General features: G+C 71.6%; 8 protein-coding genes. 5 read left to right on the top strand and 3 right to left on the bottom strand.

The window, feature by feature from the left end:
• Positions 1 to 4,653, bottom strand: a 4,653-nt coding sequence (locus tag ASC60_RS19150; protein ID WP_159043290.1) for a type I polyketide synthase, incomplete at its 3' end; no start/stop codon positions are given.
• Between the two features lie 42 nt (positions 4,654 to 4,695).
• Entirely contained in the window at positions 4,696 to 11,925 is a 7,230-nt protein-coding gene (locus ASC60_RS19145) for a type I polyketide synthase (protein WP_055552454.1), read from the bottom strand.
• Between the two features lie 243 nt (positions 11,926 to 12,168).
• Here ASC60_RS19145 and ASC60_RS19140 point away from each other — a divergent pair, with 243 nt between their 5' ends.
• The 5 genes from ASC60_RS19140 to ASC60_RS19120 all read left to right on the top strand — a co-directional run bounded on the left by ASC60_RS19140 (position 12,169) and on the right by ASC60_RS19120 (position 18,260).
• Entirely contained in the window at positions 12,169 to 12,981 is an 813-nt protein-coding gene (locus tag ASC60_RS19140) for a cyclopropane-fatty-acyl-phospholipid synthase family protein (RefSeq protein WP_055552453.1), read from the top strand.
• A 539-nt stretch (positions 12,982 to 13,520) separates the two neighbouring features.
• Positions 13,521 to 14,291, top strand: a complete 771-nt coding sequence (locus ASC60_RS19135; protein ID WP_055552451.1) for an AfsR/SARP family transcriptional regulator — start codon at positions 13,521 to 13,523, stop codon at positions 14,289 to 14,291.
• A gap of 52 nt (positions 14,292 to 14,343) precedes the next feature.
• A complete protein-coding gene (locus ASC60_RS19130) occupies positions 14,344 to 14,583 on the top strand; it encodes a DUF5988 family protein (RefSeq protein ID WP_234357016.1) in 240 nt (79 codons plus the stop codon).
• Positions 14,584 to 14,703: 120 nt separating this feature from the next.
• A complete protein-coding gene (locus ASC60_RS19125; RefSeq protein ID WP_055552449.1) occupies positions 14,704 to 16,587 on the top strand; it encodes a Xaa-Pro dipeptidyl-peptidase in 1,884 nt (627 codons plus the stop codon).
• A 494-nt stretch (positions 16,588 to 17,081) separates the two neighbouring features.
• The gene (locus tag ASC60_RS19120; RefSeq protein ID WP_055552447.1) at positions 17,082 to 18,260 is read left to right on the top strand and encodes a CapA family protein; all 1,179 of its coding nucleotides are present in this window, start codon (positions 17,082 to 17,084) and stop codon (positions 18,258 to 18,260) included.
• Between the two features lie 3 nt (positions 18,261 to 18,263).
• Here the strand turns inward: ASC60_RS19120 and ASC60_RS19115 are convergent, their stop codons facing one another.
• Positions 18,264 to 20,801 carry an ATP-dependent Clp protease ATP-binding subunit gene (locus ASC60_RS19115; RefSeq protein ID WP_055552445.1) on the bottom strand — a complete coding sequence of 846 codons (2,538 nt, stop codon included), beginning with the start codon at positions 20,799 to 20,801 and terminating at the stop codon, positions 18,264 to 18,266.
• Between the last annotated feature and the right edge of the window lie 26 nt (positions 20,802 to 20,827).

Genomic DNA, 20,827 nt, shown 5'->3' with positions numbered 1-20,827 from the left:
GACCGTGGCCTTCGCCTGCCAGGCCCGTGCCACTTGTGGCGGGGTGAGCGAGGTGATCACCGCGTCATCCAGCACACCCGCGGCATGGATGACCCCGGTCAGCGGGTGTGCCGGTGCGATCCCGGCCACCAGCCCGGCCACCGCGCCCGCGTCCGTGACATCCACCGGGACGACCCGCACCTGAGCACCCATATCGCTCAGCCGGTCGGTCAGTTCTCGCGCGCCCGGGGTCTCGGGGCCCCGGCGGCTCGCCAGCACCAGATGTTTGACCTGCCAGGTGCGTACGAGGTGTTCGGCGACCAGGCCGCCCAGCAGGCCCGTACCGCCGACGATCAGCACGGTCCCGTCCGGGTCGAGAGCTCCGGGTACGTCGGACTGCTCGGTGGCGAACTCGTCACGGCCTGCGCGGGCCGGGGCGAGCCGGGGCACCAGCAGCTGTCCGGCCCGCATGGCCACCTGCGGCTCATCGGCCCGCACGGCACGCGCCACGGCGTCGGCCACACTACGAGGGGTCGCCCCGGTGGGGGCATCCTCATCGATATCGAGGAGAACGAACCGGTCCGGGTTTTCCGCCTGTGCGCTCCGCAGCAGGCCCCATACGGCGGCACCGGCCAGATCCGGGGCCTCTTCCTCGGCGTGCGCGACCGCGCCCCGCGTCACCACCACCAACCGTGCATCGGCCAGGCGCGGTTCGGCCAGCCAGCCCTGCACCAGCTGCAGTGCGTGCTCGACAGCGACCAGACCATCGGTCGCACCCGTCATGAGGTCATCGGGCTCACCGGCGGTAGGCAGATACGCCAAGGCCATCGCCGGAGCAGGTGCGCCGCCGTCCATCGCGGCGGCCAACGCTGTCAGATCAGGGTGGCACACCGCGCCATCGGCACCGTTGTCCTGGCCCAACACCACCCAGCCGTCGTCATCCGCCGTGCCCGACACGGCAGGCAGGGGCGTCCAGTCGAGGGTGAACAGCCCACCGGCATCGCGCCCGTCCGTGGACCGGAGCTGCTCCGCGTCGGCCGGGCGCATCGTGAGGGAGTCAACCGTGAGAACGGGAGCGCCGCCGGCATCGGCCACGACCAGCCGTAGCCCGCGCTCACCCGCCGCGCTCTCCTGGTAGGGGGTGAGCCGTACGCGGACCGTGGTCGCGTCCGTGGCGTGCAGCGATACGCCACTCCAGACGAACGGCAACCACAGCTGCTCGACCTGCCCCGAGTCGGCCAGCAGGAGGGGGTGCAGGGCTGCGTCGAGCAGCGCCGGGTGGATACCGAAGCTGTCATGGTCTCCGGCGGCCTCGGGCAGCGCCACCTCGGCCAGCAGGTCCTGGCCGTCGCGCCACGCTGCCCGAAGCCCCTGGAACGACGGACCATACGCGTATCCCGTCGCCGCGGCCCGCTCATAGAACCCCGCTACGTCCAGCGGCCTCGCGTGCGCCGGGGGCCACGCACCGGCCAGCTCCTCCCCCGCATCATCTGGGGAGGGTGGGCTCAGCACGCCTTCCGCGTGGCACACCCACCCCGGGTCGCCTCCCGGCTCGGCGGCGCGGTCGGGGCGGGAGTACACCCGGACCTCGCGCCTTCCGTCCTCCGCCGCCTCGTCCACCACCACCTGTACGCACAAAGCTCCTGCCTCGGGCAGGACCAAGGGGGCCTGAAGCGCCAGCTCCTCGACGCCGCCGCACCCGGCTTCATCGGCTGCCCGCAGCGCCCACTCCACCAGCGCCGCGCCGGGCATCAACACCGCACCCGCCACGGTGTGCTCGGCTTGCCAGCCACCCTGGCCGGCAGAGACCCGGCCGGTCAGCAGCAGCCCGCCATCAGGCAGACCGACCGCGGCGGGCAGTACGGCGTGCTCCACACGCCGCAACCCGGCTGCGGCCACATCGCCCACCCGACCGCTCGTGGCAGCCGCCCAGAACCGCCGACGCTGGAACGCGTAGGTCGGCAGGTCCACGGTGCGCGGTGTCGGCTCGGCGGGGAACAGGGTCGTCCAGTCCACGGGGACGCCCGCGACGAACGCCTGGGCGAGGGACCGTACGAGCTGGTCCTGACCGCCGTGGTCGCGGCGCAGCGTCGGTACGGTCACCGCGTCGACGCTCATCCGCTCGAAGGTCTCCTGCATGCCGACCGCCAATACCGGGTGGGTGCTGGCCTCGATGAACACCCGGTGCCCATCGGCCAACAGCGCCTCCACCGCCTCCGCGAAGCGCACCCGCTCCCGCAGGTTCGTCACCCAGTACGCCGTGTCCAGACCGCTGGTGGCGACCCGGCCGCCGGTCACCGTGGAGTAGAACGTGACGCCTGTACCGGCCGTCTCGACCGGGGTCACGTCCCCCAGTAGGCGCATCAGCTCGTCGCGGATCTCGTCGACCTGGGGCCCGTGCGAGGCGTAGTCCACGTCGATCAGCCGGGCACGATCACCGTTCTCCTGACACGCCGCCACCACGACAGCCACCTGCTCAGGAGGACCCGAAACCACCGTCGAAGACGGCCCGTTGACCGCCGCCACACCCACCCCGGCGGCCCGATCACCCAACCCCGACAGCAGCCGACCGGCCTCCTCCTGCCCCACACCCAGCGACGCCATCGCCCCACCACCAGCAAGCCGACGCAAGGCCCGGCTACGCAACGCCACCACCCTCGCACCATCCTCCAACGACAACGCCCCCGCCACCACAGCCGCCGCGATCTCACCCTGACTGTGACCCACAACCGCCGCAGGCTTCACCCCATGCCCCACCCACACCGCAGCCAAAGACACCATCACCGCCCACAACACCGGCTGCACCACATCCACCCGACCCACATCACCCCCGGTGCCACGCAATACGCCACTCAGCGACCAGTCCACATACCGCGACAACGCCCGCTCACACTCCGCCACCCGCCCCGCGAACACCGGCGACGCATCAAGCAAAGAAGCACCCATCCCCACCCACTGCGAACCCTGCCCCGGAAACACCAACACCGGACCCACACCACTCACCAGAGCCGGAACACCCGAGTGCACCACATCCGGATGGGACTCCCCCACCGCCAACGCCTCAACCCCCGCCAGCAACTCCACACGGCCCTCACCCACCACCACCGCACGATGCTCGAACACCGACCGCGACGACACCAACGACCAACCAACCTCAGCAGGCGTCACCTCCCCACCAGCCACCCGCCCCACCAACGCCGCCGCCTGACCCCGCAGCGCCTCCACACTCCGCGCCGACACCACCCACGGCACCACCCCCACAACCGGCCCCGGCTCAACCGGCTCAGACACGTCCGGAGCCTGCTCCACGATCACATGCGCGTTGGTGCCGGAAATACCGAAGGAGGACACCGCCGCCCGGCGGGGTCGGTCCAGTTCGGGCCAGGCGGTCGGCTCGGTCAGCAGCCGCACGCCGCTGCCTTCCCACTCCACATGCGGGGTCGGCTCGTCCAGGTGCAGGTTCGCCGGCAGGACCGTATGCCGCAGGGCCGTCACCATCTTGATGACGCCCGCCACCCCGGCGGCGGCGTGGGTGTGCCCGATGTGGGACTTCAGGGAGCCCAGCAGCAGCGGTCGATCGGCGGGGCGGTCCTGGCCGTAGGTGGCGATCAGCGCTTCGGCCTCGATCGGGTCGCCCAGCTTCGTACCGGTGCCGTGGGCCTCCACCGCGTCCACATCGCCCGGCGACAGCCGGGCGCTGTCCAGCGCCTGGCCGATGACGCGTTCCTGGGCGACGTCGTTGGGCGCGGTCAGACCGTTCGACGCGCCGTCCTGGTTGATGGCCGAACCCCGGATCACCGCCAGCACCCGGTGGCCGTTGCGCCGTGCGTCCGACAGCCGCTCCAGCACCACCAGGCCGACGCCCTCGGAGAAGCCGGTGCCGTCCGCGGTGGCCGCGAAGGACTTGCAGCGGCCGTCGGGGGCCAGCGCCCGCTGCCGGGAGAACTCGGTGAACATGATGGGCGTGGCGAGCGAGGTGACGCCGCCGCCCAGCGCCAGGGTGCATTCGCCCTGGCGCAGGGCCTGGCAGGCGAGGTGAATGGCCACGAGCGAGGCGGAACACGCGGTGTCCACGGTCACCGCCGGTCCCTCCAGGCCGAACGTGTAGGCCACCCGTCCCGAGATGACGCTGGTGAGGGTGCCCGTAGTGGCGTACCCCTCGAAGCCTTCGGGAATCCGCGGCGCCCGGGCCAGATAGTCCTGGCTGGACACGCCCGTGTAGACGCCGGTGCGGGTGCCTTTCAAAGTGGCGGGATCGATTCCGGCCCGCTCCAGCGCTTCCCAGGCGATTTCCAGCACCAATCGCTGCTGTGGGTCCATCGCCAGTGCCTCCCTCGGGCTGATGCCGAAGAACGCGGCGTCGAATTGGTCGGCCTCGACGAATCCGCCCTGACGGACGCAACTGGTGCCGTAATGCTCGGGATCGGGGTGGTAGAGGTTTTCCAGATCCCAGCCGCGGTTCGTGGGGAAATCCCCGATCGCGTCGACGCCGGAGGTGAGCAGATCCCACAATTCCTCGGGCGAGGTGACGCCGCCCGGGAAGCGGCAGGCCATTCCCACCACGGCCACCGGCTCCTGGGCACGCTCCTCCACCGCACGCAAACGCTGCCGCGTATCGTGCAGGTCAGCGGAGACCCGCTTGAGATACTCGACCAGCTTCTCTTCGTTCGCCACTAGGGGTCACCCGGCCTTCAGCGATCGTCGCGCACGGTACATTCAGGACACACCAAGCTCGTTGTCAATAAAGTCAAGAACCTGATCCGCGGACGCGGACTCCAGCCTTTCCGCGACATTCATCGCTTCCGTCGACTTCTGCGTCGGAACCTTGTCTTCGGGGGAAAGCCGCTGCGCCAAGTAGCGGGCGATGCCTTCCGGGGTCGGATGTCTGAAGATGAGAGCGGCGGGCAGGCGCAGCCCCGTGGCCGCCGCGAGGCGGTCGCGCAACTCGACGGCGGTCAGGGATTCGAAGCCCAGTTCCTTGAAGCTGGCCCCGGCGTGTACCGCGTCGGGGTCGGTGTGCCCCAGCACGGTGGCGGCGTGCTGGCGGACCAGGTGGAGCACCGCCCGTTGCCGTTCGGCCGCCGACAGTCCCCGCAACCGTGCGGTCCAGTCGGCCGAGCGCGCGCCGACCGCGGTGGATGCGGAGCGCCGCCGCCCGCCCCGTACCCGGTGGTCCCGTGCGCCGTTGCCGGACACCGGCGCGGTGTGTTCGGCCGCGCCGTGGCCGTGGCGGTGGCCGTCCAAGGGGCGTAGCTGCTCGGGGGTGGCCGGGCGCATCATGAGCGCGTCGATGGTGAGCGCCGGTGCGCCCGCGGCGTCGGACACGGCCACGCGCATCGCGCGTTCGCCGTCCGCACCTTGCCGGTGCGGGGAGAGCCGAACGCGTACGGTGGTCGCGTCAGCGGCCCAGAGCGCCACGCCGCTCATCGTGAACGGCAGCCACAGTCGCTGGTCGCCCGGTACCCGGCCCTCTTCGGGTGCCAGGGCCGGTTGCAGCACCGCGTCCAGCAGGGCCGGGTGGATGCCGTATTCGCCCGGCTTTCCGGCGGCCTCCGGCAGCTCCACCTCGGCCAGTACGTCAGCGCCGTCGCGCCACATCGCGCGCACGCCCTGGAAGGCCGGGCCGTACGCGTAGCCCGAGGCGGCGAGCCGTTCGTACAGCCCGTCCGTCGTGATCGGCCGCGCACCGGCCGGGGGCCATGGCCCGGGCTCGGCCGCTTGGTCCTCCGGTGCGGAGGGGCGCAGTACGCCCGTGGCGTGGCACGTCCACGCCGTGGACGCACTGTCGCCGTCGGGCCGGGCGTACACGCGCACCTCACGCCGCCCGTCGTCGGCGGGGGCGCCCACCGCCACCTGTACGCGGAGGCCGTCTGTCGCGGGCAGCGCCAACGGCGCCCGGAACGTCAGCTCTTCGACCTCACCGCAACCGGCCTCATCGCCCGCCCGCAGCGCGAATTCCACCAGCGCGGCGCCCGGCACCAGCGCCACGCCGCCCACCACATGCCCGCTCAGCCAGGGGTGTGTGTGCGGCGAGATGCGCCCGGTCAGCATCAGGCCGCTGCCGTCGGCGAATTCCACGGCGGCGCCCAGCAGGGGGTGTTCGGCGGAGGTGAGACCGAGGTCGACGGGATCGCCGCCGCGCGAGGTGGCGGCGTCCAGCCAGTAGTGCTCGCGCTGGAACGCGTAGGTGGGCAGTCCGACCGTACGGGGCGGCGGGTCGGCCGGGAACAGGGCGGTCCAGTCGACGTCGACCCCGGCGGTGAACGCCTGCCCCAGCGAGCGCATCAGCTGGGTCAGGCCGCCGTGGTCACGCCGGAGTGTGGGTACAGCGACGGCGGCGGTGTCCGCGTCCTCGAAACACTCCCGCATCCCCATGGTCAGCACCGGATGGGTGCTGGCCTCGATGAACACGCGGTGGCCATCGGCCAGGAGCGCATCGACCGCGTCGGCGAACCGCACCTGCTCCCGCAGGTTGCGCACCCAGTAGCGGGTGTCGAGGCCGGCGGGCTGGATCCGGCCGCCGGTCACCGTCGAGTAGAACGCCACACCGGTGTCGGTGGAGGTGGCCGGACGGATGCCGTCCAGCAGGTGGGTCAGCTCCTGCGTGATCTCGTCGACCTGGGGGCTGTGGGACGCGTAGTCCACCTCGATCAACCGTGCGCGCTCCTCCCTCTCCTGGCACGCGGCCACCACGGCGGCCACCTGTCCGGGCGGTCCGGACACCACCGTGGATCCGGGCCCGTTGACGACCGCCACCACCATCGCGGCGGCCCGGTCGCCCAGCTCGGTCAGCAACTGGGTGGCCTGATCAAGGCCCAGTCCCAGCGAGGCCATGGCGCCGCCACCGGCCAGCCGGCACAGCGCCCGGCTGCGCAGCGCCACCACCTTCGCGCCGTCCTCCAACGAGAGCGCCCCCGCCACCACGGCCGCCGCGATCTCGCCCTGGCTGTGGCCCACGACGGCGGCGGGGCGCACTCCGTACTCCGCCCACACCGCGGCCAGCGAGACCATCACGGCCCACAGCACGGGCTGTACGACATCGACCCGACGCAGATAGCCCGCGCCATCGGTGCCGCGCAGCACCTCCGTCAGCGACCAGTCGACATAGGGCGTCAGCGCCCGTTCGCACGCGGCCACTCGGGCCGCGAACGTCGGGGAAGTATCGAGGAGTTCGGCGCCCATGCCCTGCCACTGCGATCCCTGCCCCGGGAACACCAGCACGGGGCCCGGACCGCTCGCCGTCACGGCTCCGGAAGGTACGGCTCCGGGAGGTACCGCGCCGGGGCCCACGAGGCCCGGGTGGCTGTCACCGGCCGCCAGTGCCCGGGCAGCCGCCGTCAGCGCGTCGCGGTCCTCGCCGACCAGTACCGCCCGGTGTGCGAACACCGACCGCGTGGTGACCAGCGACCAGCCCAGCTCGGTGGCGGACGCGTCGGGATCGGTGGTGGGCGCGGTGACCAGCGCGCGGGCCTGTCCGCGCAGCGCCTCCGCGCTCCGTGCCGACAGCACCCAGGGCGTGGGCCCGTCCGGAGACGAAACCGCGGTCGCGGCGTCCGGGGCGGGGGGCTGTTCCAGGATCAGATGGGCGTTGGTTCCGCTGATACCGAAGGAGGAGACGCCCGCGCGGCGGGGATGCTCGCCGTGCGGCCACGCGGCCGGTTCGGTGAGCAGGCGCACCGCGCCGCTGTCCCAGTCGACGTGCGGGCTCGGCTCGTCGATGTGCAGGGTGGCGGGCAGGTGCCCGTGCCGCATGGCCATCACCATCTTGATGACGCCGGCCACCCCCGCCGCGGCCTGGGTGTGGCCGATGTTCGACTTCATGGATCCGAGCCACAGGGGGCGGTCCGTGGGTCGCCGCTGTCCGTACGTGGCGAGCAGGGCCTGCGCCTCGATCGGATCGCCGAGCGTGGTGCCCGTACCGTGGGCTTCCACGGCGTCCACCTCGTACGGGGCGAGCCGGGCGGCGGCCAGGGCCTGGCGGATCACCCGCTGCTGTGACGGCCCGTTCGGCGCTGTCAGTCCGTTGGACGCGCCGTCCTGGTTCACCGCCGAGCCCCGGATCAGCGCCAGCACCGGGTGGCCGTCGCGCCGCGCGTCCGACAACCGCTGCAGCAGCACCAGTCCGGCGCCCTCGCCCCAGCCCGTACCGTCCGCTGCCGCCGCGAACGGCTTGCACCGGCCGTCGGGGGCCAGGCCGCGCTGACGGGAGAAGCCGGTGAACATGCCCGGGGCGGCCATCACGGCCACGCCGCCCGCCACTGCCATCCGGCACTCCCCCCGTTGTAGCGCCTGGCCGGCCAGATGGAGGGCCACCAGCGAGGACGAGCAGGCGGTGTCCACCGTCACCGCCGGGCCCTCCAGACCGAAGGTGAACGCGATCCGCCCGGACACCACACTGGGCGTGCTGCCGGTCAGCAGATGGCCGTCGAGCCCGTTCGGCGCCTCGTGCAGCCGGGGGCCGTAGTCCTGGGGCGTGACTCCGACGAACACCCCCGTTGCGCTGCCGCGGAGCGCGGCGGGGCGGATGCCCGCGCGCTCGAACGCCTCCCACGCGGTCTCCAGCAGCAGCCGCTGCTGCGGGTCCATCGCCAGCGCCTCACGCGGGCTGATGCCGAAGAACTCCGCGTCGAACCGTGCGGCGTCGTACAGGAAACCACCCTCCCGGGCGTAGCTGGTGCCGGGGCGGTCCGGGTCCGGGTCGAAGAGCCCCGCCAGGTCCCAGCCCCGGTCCCCGGGGAACGCGCCGATCGCGTCCGCGCCCTCGGACACCAGCCGCCACAGCGCCTCCGGTGTGTCGGCTCCGCCGGGGTAGCGGCAGCCCATGGCGACCACCGCGATGGGATCGTCGTCGTCCGCGACCGGTGGCGGGCTCACCCGGGCGATCGGGGCGTTCGTCGGCGCGTCCGGGGACCGGTGGACGTGGCTCCGCAGATGGGCGGCGACGGCCAGCGGCGTGGGGTGGTCGAAGGTGAGCGTGGCGAGCAGCGGCAGCCCGGTGGCCTCGCTCAGCCGCTCGCTCAGTTCCGTGGCCGCGAGGGAGTCGAAGCCCAGGTCCTTGAAGCTGAGGGCCGGGTCGATGGCCTCCGGGCCCGGGTGTCCCAGGACGGCGGCCGCGGCGTCGCGCACCATGTCCAGCAGGACGAGGTCGCGCTCCGCGCCGGTCAGTTCCGCCGGCCGCCCGGTCGGCGACGAGGCGGTGGCCGCGCTGCCGGTGGCCGGGGCCGTGGGCTCCGCCCCGGGCCAGTAGCGCTCCCGCTGGAAGGCGTACGTCGGCAGGCTTACCGTGCGGGAGCGGTGTCCGCCGAGGGCCCGCTCCCAGTCGAGGTCGGCGCCGCGGACGTGTGCCTCGGCCAGGGCGGTGGCAAAGGTGCGTGCCTCCGGCCGGTCACGTCGCAAAGCGGCCACGGCGAGGGGACGCGGCCGGTCGGGGCCGTCCTCGGTGCCGGGCTGCTCGGCGAGGCATTCGCGGGCCATGGCGGTCAGCTGGGCGTCCGGTCCGAGTTCGAGGAAGGTGGTGACGCCCGCCTCGCGGAGGGTGTGCATTCCGGAGGCGAACCGCACCGCGTCGCGGGCGTGACGGGCCCAGTGGTCCGGGGAGGCGAGTTGTTCGGCGGTGGTGACGCGGCCGGTCACATTGGAAATGACAGGGATCGTCGGTTTGGTGACGGCCAGGTGGGCTGCCACGGAGCGCAGTTCGCCGAGGATCGGGTCCATGTGCGGGGAGTGGAAGGCGTGGCTGACCGTCAGCAGACGGGCCTTGCGGCCGCGCTCCCGCCACCCGGCGGTGCTGTCGTAGACGGTGTCCCGGTCCCCGGAGACCACGACGGAGGAGGGGCCGTTGACCGCGGCGATGCCGATCCGGTCTTCCCTCCCGGCCAGCAGTTCGGTGGCTTCGTCCACGGTGGCCTGCCAGGCGGCCATCGCACCGTCCGTCGTGATCGCCTGCATGAGCCGGCCACGGGCGGCCACCAGCGCGCACGCGTCGGGGAGGGAGAGCGCCCCGGCAGCCTGCGCCGCGGCGATCTCACCGACCGAGTGCCCCATCAGGTAATCGGGCTTCAGGCCCCAGGAGGTCACCAGCCGGTAGAGGGCGGCTTCGATGGCGAACAGGGCGGGCTGGGTGTACGACGTCCGGTCCAGCAGCGCCGCGTGGGGCGTACCGGGTTGGGCGAACATGACGTCACGCAGGGGTAGTTCGAGGTGCGGGGCCAGGGTGTCGCAGATCTCGTCCAGGGCGTCGGCGAAGGCGGGGTGTGCGGCGTAGAGTTCGCGGCCCATGCCGGGGCGCTGGCTGCCCTGGCCGCTGAAGAGCAGCGCAAGCCCCCGTCCGGCCGCCCGGCCCCGGACGAGTCCGGCGGTCCGTGCGCCCTGCGCGAGCGCGTCGAGGCCGCGCGGCAGCTCGTCGGGGTGGTGGTCGTCGCCGAGGAGCACGGCGCGGTACGGAAAGGCGGTCCGGGAGGTGGCCAGCGCGTGGCCGATGTCCGCGGGGTCGGCGCCGGGGTGGTCGGCGAGGTGGTCGCGCAGCCGCGCGGCCTGGGCGCGCAGCGCGGCGGGGGTCCTGGCGGAAAGGGGCCACAGGACGACGGGCGGAGCCGGGCGCGGGGGCGGGGTGGCCGCCGCGGGGGCTGGTGGTTCGGCGAGCACCAGATGGCAGTTGGTGCCGCCCATGCCGAAGGAGCTGACGCCGGCGAGCAGCGGCCGCTCCGGGCGTGGCCACGCGGTGAGTTCGTCCTGCACGCGCAGTCCGAGTTCGGCCAGCGGGATGCGCGGGTTCGGGGTGGTGTAGTGGAGGCTGGGCGGGAGGTTCCGGTGGGTGATGGCGAGGGCGCACTTGAGCAGTCCGACGATGCCCGCGGCGCCCTCCAGGTGGCCGACGTTGGTCTTGGCCGAGCCGACCGGCAGGGGGTTGTCCGCCGTACGGGCGCCGCCGAGGGCGGCGCCGAGCGCCGCGGCCTCGACGGGGTCGCCGACGGGTGTGCCGGTGCCGTGCAGTTCGACGTACTGGATGTCGCCGGGAGCGGTTCCGGCGCGCTGGTGGGCGAGGCGCACCACCGCTTCCTGTGCCGCCGGATCGGGGGTGGTCAGGCCGTCGGTGGCGCCGTCGTTGTTGACCGCGCCGCCGCGGATCACGCAGTACACCCGGTCGCCGTCGCGCACCGCAGCGGCGAGGGGCTTGAGCAGGACGGCGCCGCCTCCCTCGCCGCGTACGAAGCCGTTGGCGCGTGCGTCGAAGGTGTGGCAGCGGCCGTCCGGGGAGAGTCCGCCGAACTGGGCCGCGGCGGCCTCCATGCTCTCCTCGGTGAGGATGAGGTTGACGCCACCGGCCAGCGCCAGGGCGCATTCGTCGCGGCGCAGGCTCTCGCACGCGGTGTGGACGGCCACCAGGGACGAGGACTGCGCGGTGTCGAGGGTGAGGCTGGGGCCGCGCAGCCCGTAGCGGTGGGAGATCCGGTTGGCGATGATGCCGCGGTGGACGCCGGTCATGGCGTGCCGGGTGCTCGCGAGGGGCCGGTGGCGGCGCAGCACGGCCGCGTACTCGTCCCAGATCGCGCCGACGAAGACGCCGGTGGGGGTGCCCTTCAGCGTTTCGGGGCGGATTCCGGCGTCCTCGAAGGCCTCCCAGCCGAGTTCGAGCATCAGCCGCTGCTGAGGGTCCATGGCCACCGCTTCGCGCGGCGGGATGCCGAAGAACTCGGCGTCGAACGTGTCGACGTGGTCCAGGAATCCGCCGTACCAGCCGGTGGACGGAGCGGAAGGCGCGGCCGGATCGGCCGGCGGGCCGGGGTGCCGGCGGTCGGCGGGCATCGCGGTGATGGCGTGACGGCCCTGCCGCAGCAGCTGCCAGAACGCTGACGGGCTGGGTGCGTGGGGCAGTCGGCAGGCCATTCCCACGACGGCGATGGGCTCCGCGGGCTGAGGTGGCCGGGTGGGCGGGGCGCTAGCCATCACACCACGCACGGCGCTCGAGGTGGGCAGGGATGTGGTTGGTCATGGGCGGCACTCCCGCTCCGGCTTGATGATCGGTGCGAGCACGTGGCCCATCGTGGGGCGCGGTTCTAAAGGCAGACCAAAAGCCCGCGGCCGGTGACTTTAGAGACGCGTTACCGGAACCCCGGACCATCGCTGAACAGGTGGGCCCCGTGGCCACTTGACGGCCGTACGAAGCGCCGAGCACACAGGAGGAGTGCCATGACATCCCCATCACCCGCGCCGCCAGGCGGCCAGGTGTCGGACTACTACAGTTCGCTCGGACCGCTGCTGCAGATGGCGTGGGACGACAACTTCCACTTCGGCTACTGGGACGGCCCATCCGATACCAGCTCGGTCCGGGAGGCGACGGACCGCTTCACGGATCTGCTCATCGAGCGACTGCGGGTGGGGCCGGGAGACCGGGTGCTGGATGTGGGCTGCGGTATCGGCAAGCCGGCGCTGCGGGTGGCGTCGTCGACCGGGGCCAGTGTTCTGGGGATCACCATCAGCGAGCTTCAGGTCAGGCAGGCGACCGAGGCGGCGCGCGGCGAGCGCATGTCCGACCAGGTGTCGTTCCAGTACGCCGATGCCATGGCCATGCCCTTCGGGGAGGCGTCGTTCGACGCGGTCCTCGCGTTCGAGTCCATCAACCACATGCACCGGCCCACGGCGCTGCGCGAGATGGCCCGGGTGCTGGCGCCCGGCGGCCGGCTGGTGCTGACGGATGTGACCGCGCCGAGCGATGGCAGCTATCGGCCGGAGAACGATCCCGGCGCGGTCACCTCGCTGACCGGACTGGCGGACTGGCCCGGTCTGATCAGCGACGCCGGGCTGCTGCTGGACGAGCTGAACGATGTCACCGAGTACACCAAGGACACCGCCAGCCGCATGATCGACGGTATTCTGAAGTGCCGCCGGGAGTTCGAGGAGCGGCACGGGGTGAGCGTTCAGGAAGTGCTCGACGCCGCCAAGTCGGCGCTGCCCACGGTGCCCAGTGCCGGTTGTGCGATCGTGGTGGCCCACAAGCTTTGACCAAGGATTCCGGGGCCGGTTTCCACGGGGCGACCGGCCCCTGAAGTCCCGCGATTTCCCACTTCTCACTCAAGGCCGAGATATCCGGACCCTGATCTTCCACTCGTCCTCGAATCCACGCCTTTCCGAGGCGACGCCTCCAGGGCTTGTATATTCAGATTCTAGGTGAGGGGGGTAGTCATAGGACTCGCTCAGAACGAAGGGCACCTGCCATGGGCAGTGAACTGCGGGTTCGCGGTTTCTGAAGCACCGGCAGGTCAGTGATAAAGAGGGGTGAGTAATGGCAGTCGCGAACGACGTGAGTAAGCGGATCCGGCAGCACTGTCCGTCCCCGTGCGGCGATAAACAGTCGGTCCACTTCCCACAGGCGGGCGGCTCAGCGGTACGGATGCGACACAGGCCCGCACATTCGTTCGTCTCCAGGAGACAGGCGCCACCCCCGGGCGGGCACGAAAAGACGAACCATCTCGCGGGGATTTCCGGCAACGTCGCCGACTGTCCCATGACCGCACGCATCGGCGACTCGGACGGGGCACGTAGTGCGATATGAGATCATGGGGCCTCTCCGGGTGGCCGAGGAGGGGCGGAAATTATCCATCAGGGCACGGAAGATCGAAGTCCTGTTGACCGTCCTCCTGGTCCGGGCGGATCAGGTGGTCCCGATCGACCAGCTCATCACGGAGATCTGGGGCGAGGACCCACCACGCCGGGCGATCGCGGGCCTTCATGTGTACGTCTCCCAGATCCGCAAGTTCCTGCGCCGGCCCCAGCAGAGCGAAAGCCCGGTTCTCACCCGCCCCCCGGGATATGTTCTGCGCCTGGGCTCCGACGACCTCGATTTCCACTGTTTCGAACGGCTGGTGGGCGAGGGCCGGGATCACCTCAGGGAGCGGCGCTACAAGCAGGCCACGGCCAATTTCGAAAGCGCGCTCGACCTCTGGCGTGATCCACTGCTCGATGATGTGTGTCACGGCCCGATTCTCGAGGGTTTTCAGACCTGGCTGAAGGAAGCCCGCCTGGAATGTGTCGAAATGCTGACCGATTCGAGGCTGATGCTCGGCCGCCATCGCGAACTGGTGAGTGATCTGTACCAGCTGACCACCGAGCATCCGCTGCGGGAGGCACTGCATCGTCAGCTGATGCTGGCGCTCTACCGCTGCGGTCGGCGGGCGGACGCCCTGCATGTGTATCAGACGGCGCGGAAGACGCTGAATGAGGAACTCGGACTCGAACCGTGCCGGGCCCTTCAGGACATGCAGCGGGCCATCCTCACCTCGGATGACCGGCTCGAACTGCAGGTCCCCGCGTGAAGGCGCTGCCAGGTCCGGTACATCGCCGATCCACGAGGGGCGAGGTGAACAGGTGACGGGTGAACAGATGACGGAACAGAGCACATATTTTCCCGACAGCGGCCCGATCGAGGTCGTCCTCGAAGGGGGCCCGGAGGATCTTCCCCGGGCGCACCGGACCGGGCGGTCGTCCCTAGCCGCCAGGAAGCTCAAAATCCAGCACCGCAATGGATACGAGCATTTCGAACTCGTTGACGGCGACCTCGTCCCGGCGGTCTTTCGCTGGATCATGCGCACCAAAATCGCCGAGTAGCCGCCGGGCTCGGAAGACCTCCCCCGAGGGGGCGCCGGACCGATGGCCGATCGGTCCGGCGCCCCCTCGGCGCGACAGGACTCTTCCGGTCAGCAGGACTCACGCAATCAGGAGGACCGCGTGCTCATCACACGATGGCGAGGGGCCGCGGTCGTCGCGGTCGCGATATCGGCGTCTCTGGCCGCCACCGCCACCGGCCCCGCCGCGGCACGCCCCTCCCCCGGGCCCTCGGTCACCGTGGCCCGGGGCCGTACCCAGCCGGTGTTCTCCTACCAGAACGCCATCCGGGAACACCTCATGGTCCAGACCCCCGTCGACAGCGACGGTGACGGCGCCAGGGACCGCGTGGCCGTGGACGTCATCCGCCCCCGGGAGACCGAACGGGGGCTCAAGGTGCCGGTCATCATGCTGGCCAGCCCGTACAACGACACCGTCGGCCGGGGCTTCGAGGCGGAGAGGAAGACCTACGCCGCCGACGGCTCCCCCGCCGCGTTCCCCCTGTTCTACGACAATTACTTCGTCCCCCGTGGCTACGCCGTCGTCGACGTCGACGTGACCGGCACCGGCAGATCCGACGGCTGTCCCACCGCCGGCGGCAAGGCCGACGTCGCCGCCGCCACGTCGGCGATCGACTGGCTGGGCGGCCGGACCACCGCCCGCCGGGCCGACGGCAGCGAGGTGAAGGCCACCTGGTCCAGCGGGAGGACCGGAATGATCGGCCACTCCTACGAGGGGACCCTGGCGAACGCCGTGGCGGGCACCGGAGTGAAGGGGCTGGAGACGATCGTCCCGATTTCCGGGATCAGCTCCTGGTACGACTTCGCCCGGACCAACGGCGCCAAGCACTGGAACGGGTTCGGCCCCTGGCTGGCCGGTTCGCTGGATTCGGACCCGCCCGCGAAGTGCCAGGCGGTGCGCGACCGGCTGGCCGCGGGCGAGGACGACGCCACCGGCGACTACAACGATTACTGGAGGGAGCGCGACTACCTCACGCCGCCCGCTCCCCAGGTGAGCAAGGTGCGGGCGAGCGTCTTCGCCGTCCACGACCTCAGCGACTACAACGTGCGGATCGACCAGCTGGCCAACTGGTGGACCCCGCTGGCCGAGCGCGGCGTACCGCGCAAGCTGTGGCTCGGACGCTACGGCCACACCGACCCGTTCGACTGGCCCGGGCGGCGCGCCCGCTGGGTCGACACCATGCACCGGTGGTTCGACCACTGGCTGTACGGCATCCGGAACGGCATCATGGACGAGCCCCGGGTGGACCTGCAGTCCGATCCCACCACCTGGACCACCCGGGCCGACTGGCCGGCCCGCACCTCCCCGGTGTCCCTGCATCCGAAGCCCGACCGCTCGCTGGCACTCCGTCCAGCCACCGGCACGAGCACCGGCGCCTTCACCGACCTCAAGCTGAGCGAGGCGGACCTCACCGCGGACCCGGCCACCGCCCGTCCCGGCAGGCTCGCGTTTGTCACCCCGCCGCTGCGCAGCGGCGTACGGCTCTCGGGCACCCCGACCGTGGACCTCAGGGTCAGGCTCGACAAGCCGACATCGAACCTCACCGCGCTGCTGGTCGACTACGGCGCGGCCGAACGGATCGACTGGGCGCGCAACGATCCGCTGAACGGCATCCACGACGGGCTGCGCGGACTCGCCGAGGAGTCCTGCCACGGGGAGAGCACCGCCGCGGACGACGCGTGCTACAAGAAGACGGCCAATGTGACGGTGCGCGGCCCCTCCGAGGTGATCGCCCGGGGCTGGATGGACGCGCAGAACCGGCACTCCGTGACCACACCCGAACCGCTGACCCCGGGGGCGTCCTACCGCATCGCCTGGCGGACGCTGCCGAACGACTACCGGATCGAGCCCGGCCACCGGCTCGGTCTCGTCCTCGCGGGCACCGACGCCGACTTCCTCTACTTCGAGGACCCCACCGGGGCCGAGGTGACCGTCGACCTGACGGCCAGCCGTGTCACCGTGCCGGTGGCCGCGCGGCGTGGATGAGCGTCAGCAGAGCATGAGCCACCGCTTCGAACGGCGTGACGGCGCCGCGAGACGCTCCGGAGCCGCACGCCGGCCGGGGTGAGACGCGGTGGCGGGTCGCCGCCGTCCTGATCGGCGGCGCGGCCGTGGCGTACGGCCCGGGGTTCGCGGGCCGGGTACGGGCCCCGGGCCCCGGTGGCGTGACCGCCGCGACGGACCTGTTCGGTACCGGGGCGGCCGGGACCGCGCTCGCGCTCGGCGTGCCGACGCGATCCTCTCCGGCCGGATCACCGTGCCCATCGCCGCGACGTTCCCGATGGAGGAGATCCGCGACGCCGTGGCACTGCGGGCCGTACGCCACGTCCACGGCAAGATCGCGCCCACGCTGTGGGCTCATGGAGTGTTTCCGCTCTGCCGTTCCGGTGAAGCTCGGCACCGCACCGCTGGGTGATCTTCTGTCGTACGTATAAATACGACAATCCACCCATTTGCCCCTCGTGAGTGCGGAGTGAAACGTGTTCCCTCACCGACGCCACCGAACGGCGATATTCGTGGCCGCTCTGCTCGCCACCGCCACGGCCACCGCGTGCGGCAGTGACGGCGGCCCCGCCACCGGCCACGCCGAACAGAAGCCCTCCGAGACAGCGGGCGTGGAACGCGCCGAGCCCCGGAAGAAGTTCACCCTGGTGGCCACCGGCGATCTCCTCGCCCACGCCTCCGTCATCCGTCAGGCGCGCGCCGACTCCGGCGGCGAGGACTACGACTTCCACCGCATGCTGGCCGGGGCCGCGCCCGTGGTCGCCAAGGCCGACCTGGCGATCTGCCACATGGAGACGGTGTACGGGGCGGCGGGCGGGCCGTTCACCGGATATCCCACGTTCAAGACCCCGCCCCAGATCGCCGAGGCGATCAGCAAGCTCGGCTACGACTCCTGCTCCACGGCCTCCAACCACACCCTGGACGCCGGGACGGAGGGCGTGACCCGCACCCTCGACGCTCTCGACAAGGCCGGTGTCCGGCACACCGGATCGGCCCGGTCCGCCCGGGAGAGCGCCACCCCGGCCCTCATGGAGGCCGGTGGCGCCAAGGTGGCCCAGCTGGCCTACGCGTACGGCACCAACGGCGTCCCGGTGCCCGAGGGGAAGCCCTGGACCGTCAACCTCATCGACGCCGATCGCATCATCAAGGACGCCCGGGCCGCCCGCCGTGCCGGGGCCGATGTGGTCGTGGTGTCCACGCACTGGGGCACCGAGTGGCAGGAGGCGCCGGACAAGCTTCAGCTGTCCCTCGCCAAGAAGCTCACCGCGTCCCGGAGCCACGGCCGCCGCGACATCGACCTCATCATCGGCACCCATGCCCATGTCCCCCAGGCGTACGAGAAGGTCAACGGCACCTGGGTGGTCTACGGCATGGGTGACCAGGTCGCGGGCGTGATGCCGGACGAGCGCGGGCAGATGGGCTCGGCGGCCCGCTTCACCTTCGCCCCGCCCACCGCGCGGGGCGAGCCGTGGGAGGTGGAGAAGGCGGAGTTCATCCCGCACGCCGTGGACAACGACCCGATCTCCGTGGTCAACCTCCCCCGGGCGCTGGAGAAGAGCCCCGGTAACAGCCGCTACACCCACGCCCTGTCCACCATCCAGGAGGCGGTCCTCAGCCGGGGCGCGAAGAAGGACGGCCTGACCATGGGGCGCTGACGGTCAGTTGGCCGCGGGCTCCTGCTCGATGTGGAACGCCAACGTGTCGTTCTCCACGTCGACTTCGACCGGACTGTGCGGCCGCAGCTCGCCGCCGAGCAGCATCCGGGAGAGCGGATTGTCGACCTCACGCTGGATCGTACGGCGCAGCGGGCGGGCGCCGTACTCCGGCTGGTGGCCGTGGCGGGCCAGCCAGTCCACCGCGGCGGGGGTGAAGTCGACCGGGATGTCCTGGGCGCGCATCCGGCGGCGGGTCTCCTCCAGCAGCACATCGGTGATCTGGCGCAGTTGTTCGTCGGCGAGCCTGCGGAAGATCACGATCTCGTCGATGCGGTTGAGGAATTCGGGCCGGAAGTGTTCGCGCAGCGGGCGCAGCACCCGCTCGCGGCGGGACGCCTCGTCGGCCTCGGCGTCGCCGCCGCCGAAGCCGAGGACGGCGCCACGCCCGGTGATGGCCTCGGAGCCGAGGTTGCTGGTCATGACGATGACGGTGTTCTTGAAGTCGATGGTACGGCCCTGGGCGTCGGTCAGCCTGCCGTCGTCGAGCACCTGGAGCAGGATGTTGAACACGTCCGCGTGGGCCTTTTCCACCTCGTCCATGAGCAGCAGCGCGTACGGCTGTCTGCGCACCGCCTCGGTCAGCTGTCCGGCCTCCTCGTGGCCGACGTATCCGGGTGGCGCGCCGACGAGTCTGCTGACGGTGTGCTTCTCCTGGTATTCGCTCATGTCGAGGCGGACCATCCGGTCCTCGCTGCCGAAGAGCGCCTCGGCGAGGGCGCGGGCGAGTTCGGTCTTGCCGACGCCGGTGGGGCCGAGGAAGAGGAAGCTGCCGCTGGGGCGGTGGGGGTCGGCGAGTCCGGCCCGGGAGCGCAGCACGGCGTCGGCGACGGCGGCGACGGCCTCCTCCTGGCCGATGACCCGCTTGTGGAGGTGTTCTTCGAGGCCGAGCAGCCGCTCGCGCTCCTCCTGGGTGAGGCTGCTGACGGGGATGCCGGTCTGCCGGGAGACGATGTCGGCGATGTCCTCGACGGTGACTTCGGAGACCCGGGAGCCGTGGAACTGGGTGCCGGATCCCTCGGAGATACGGGCGCCGAGTTCGGCGATGCGGTCGCGCAGGGCGGTGGCGCGCTCATAACTCTCGGAGGCGACGGCCTGGTCCTTGTCGCGGGTCAGCTGTTCGAGCTCGCGCTCCAGGGCGCGCAGATCGGTGCCGCGGGCGCTGGAGCGCAGCCGTACCCGGGCGCCGGCCTGGTCCATCAGGTCGATGGCCTTGTCCGGGAGGAAGCGGTCGGCGAGGTAGCGGTCGGCGAGTTCGACGGCCGCGAGCAGTGCCTCGTCGGTGTAGCGGACCTGGTGGTGTGCCTCGTGGCGGTCGCGGAGCCCCTGCAGGATGGAGACGGCGGCCGTGGGGGTGGGTTCGGGGACCATGATGGGCTGGAAGCGGCGGGCGAGCGCGGCGTCCTTCTCGATGTACCGGCGGTACTCCTGGAGTGTGCTGGCGCCCATGACGTGCAGCTCGCCGCGGGCGAGGGCGGGTTTGAGCAGATTGCTGGCGTCCATCGTGCCGCCCTCGGAGCCGCCGCCCGCGCCGACGACGGTGTGCAGTTCGTCGATGAAGATGATGAGTTCGTCGGAGTGGGCACGGATCTCGTCGATGATGGCGGTGAGGCGCTGTTCGAAGTCGCCGCGGTAGCGGGTCCCGGCCACGATGCCCGCGAAGTCGAGCTGGATGACGTGGCGGCCGAGCAGGATGTCGGGGACGTCGGCGTCGGCGATGCGCTGGGCCAGTCCCTCGACGACGGCGGTCTTGCCGACGCCCGCCTCGCCGATCAGTACGGGGTTGTTCTTACCGCGCCGGGCCAGCACCTCGATGCTCTGCTCGATCTCCTCGTCGCGGCCGATCACCGGGTCGACGCGGCCCTCCCGGGCGAGGTCGGTCAGATCGCGGCCGTACCGGTCGAGGGTGGGGGTGGCGCGGTGGTCCGGCATGGGCCGCTGGTCGGGGCCGGGGCCCGGGACGGGGCGGCCGGCCGGGGGTGCGCCGCGGGGTTCGAAGTGGGCGGCGTGGAGGATCTGCCCGGCGGTGGAGTCCCGGTTGGCGGCGAGGGCGATGAGGACGTGTTCGGGGCCGATGTACGACGAGCCGCGGGCCCGGGCGATCTCATGGGCGTCGAGCAGCGCCCGCTTGACGGCGGGCGTGACGGCGACCGAGCCGCGTGGCGGTCCGTCCCCGGCCTGCCGGTCGATTTCGGCGGCGAGCCTGTCGGGGTCGGCCCCGGCGCGGGAGACCATGGTGCGGGTGGGTTCGGCGCTGAGAGCCGCCCGCAGCAGATGTTCGGTGTCGAGATCGGTGCTGCCGTGTTCGGCCGCGTATGACGCGGCGGAGGAGACGAGATGGCGTGCGGTCTCGCTCATCAGCCGGCCGAAGTCGACATGGCGGTCGGACCGCTGCCCGCCGGGCCCGGTGCCGAGGAAGCGTGCGAGGAAGTCGCCGAGTGGGTCTGGCCCGAAGTCGTCAGGGCCGTCGTTCCCGCTGCCCATATCACCACTTTAGCGGTGGTTCGCGC

This window comes from Streptomyces sp. NBRC 110028 (assembly GCF_001417735.1).
Lineage (GTDB): Bacteria > Actinomycetota > Actinomycetes > Streptomycetales > Streptomycetaceae > Streptomyces.
This window is presented reverse-complemented; position numbering and strand designations above follow the sequence as displayed.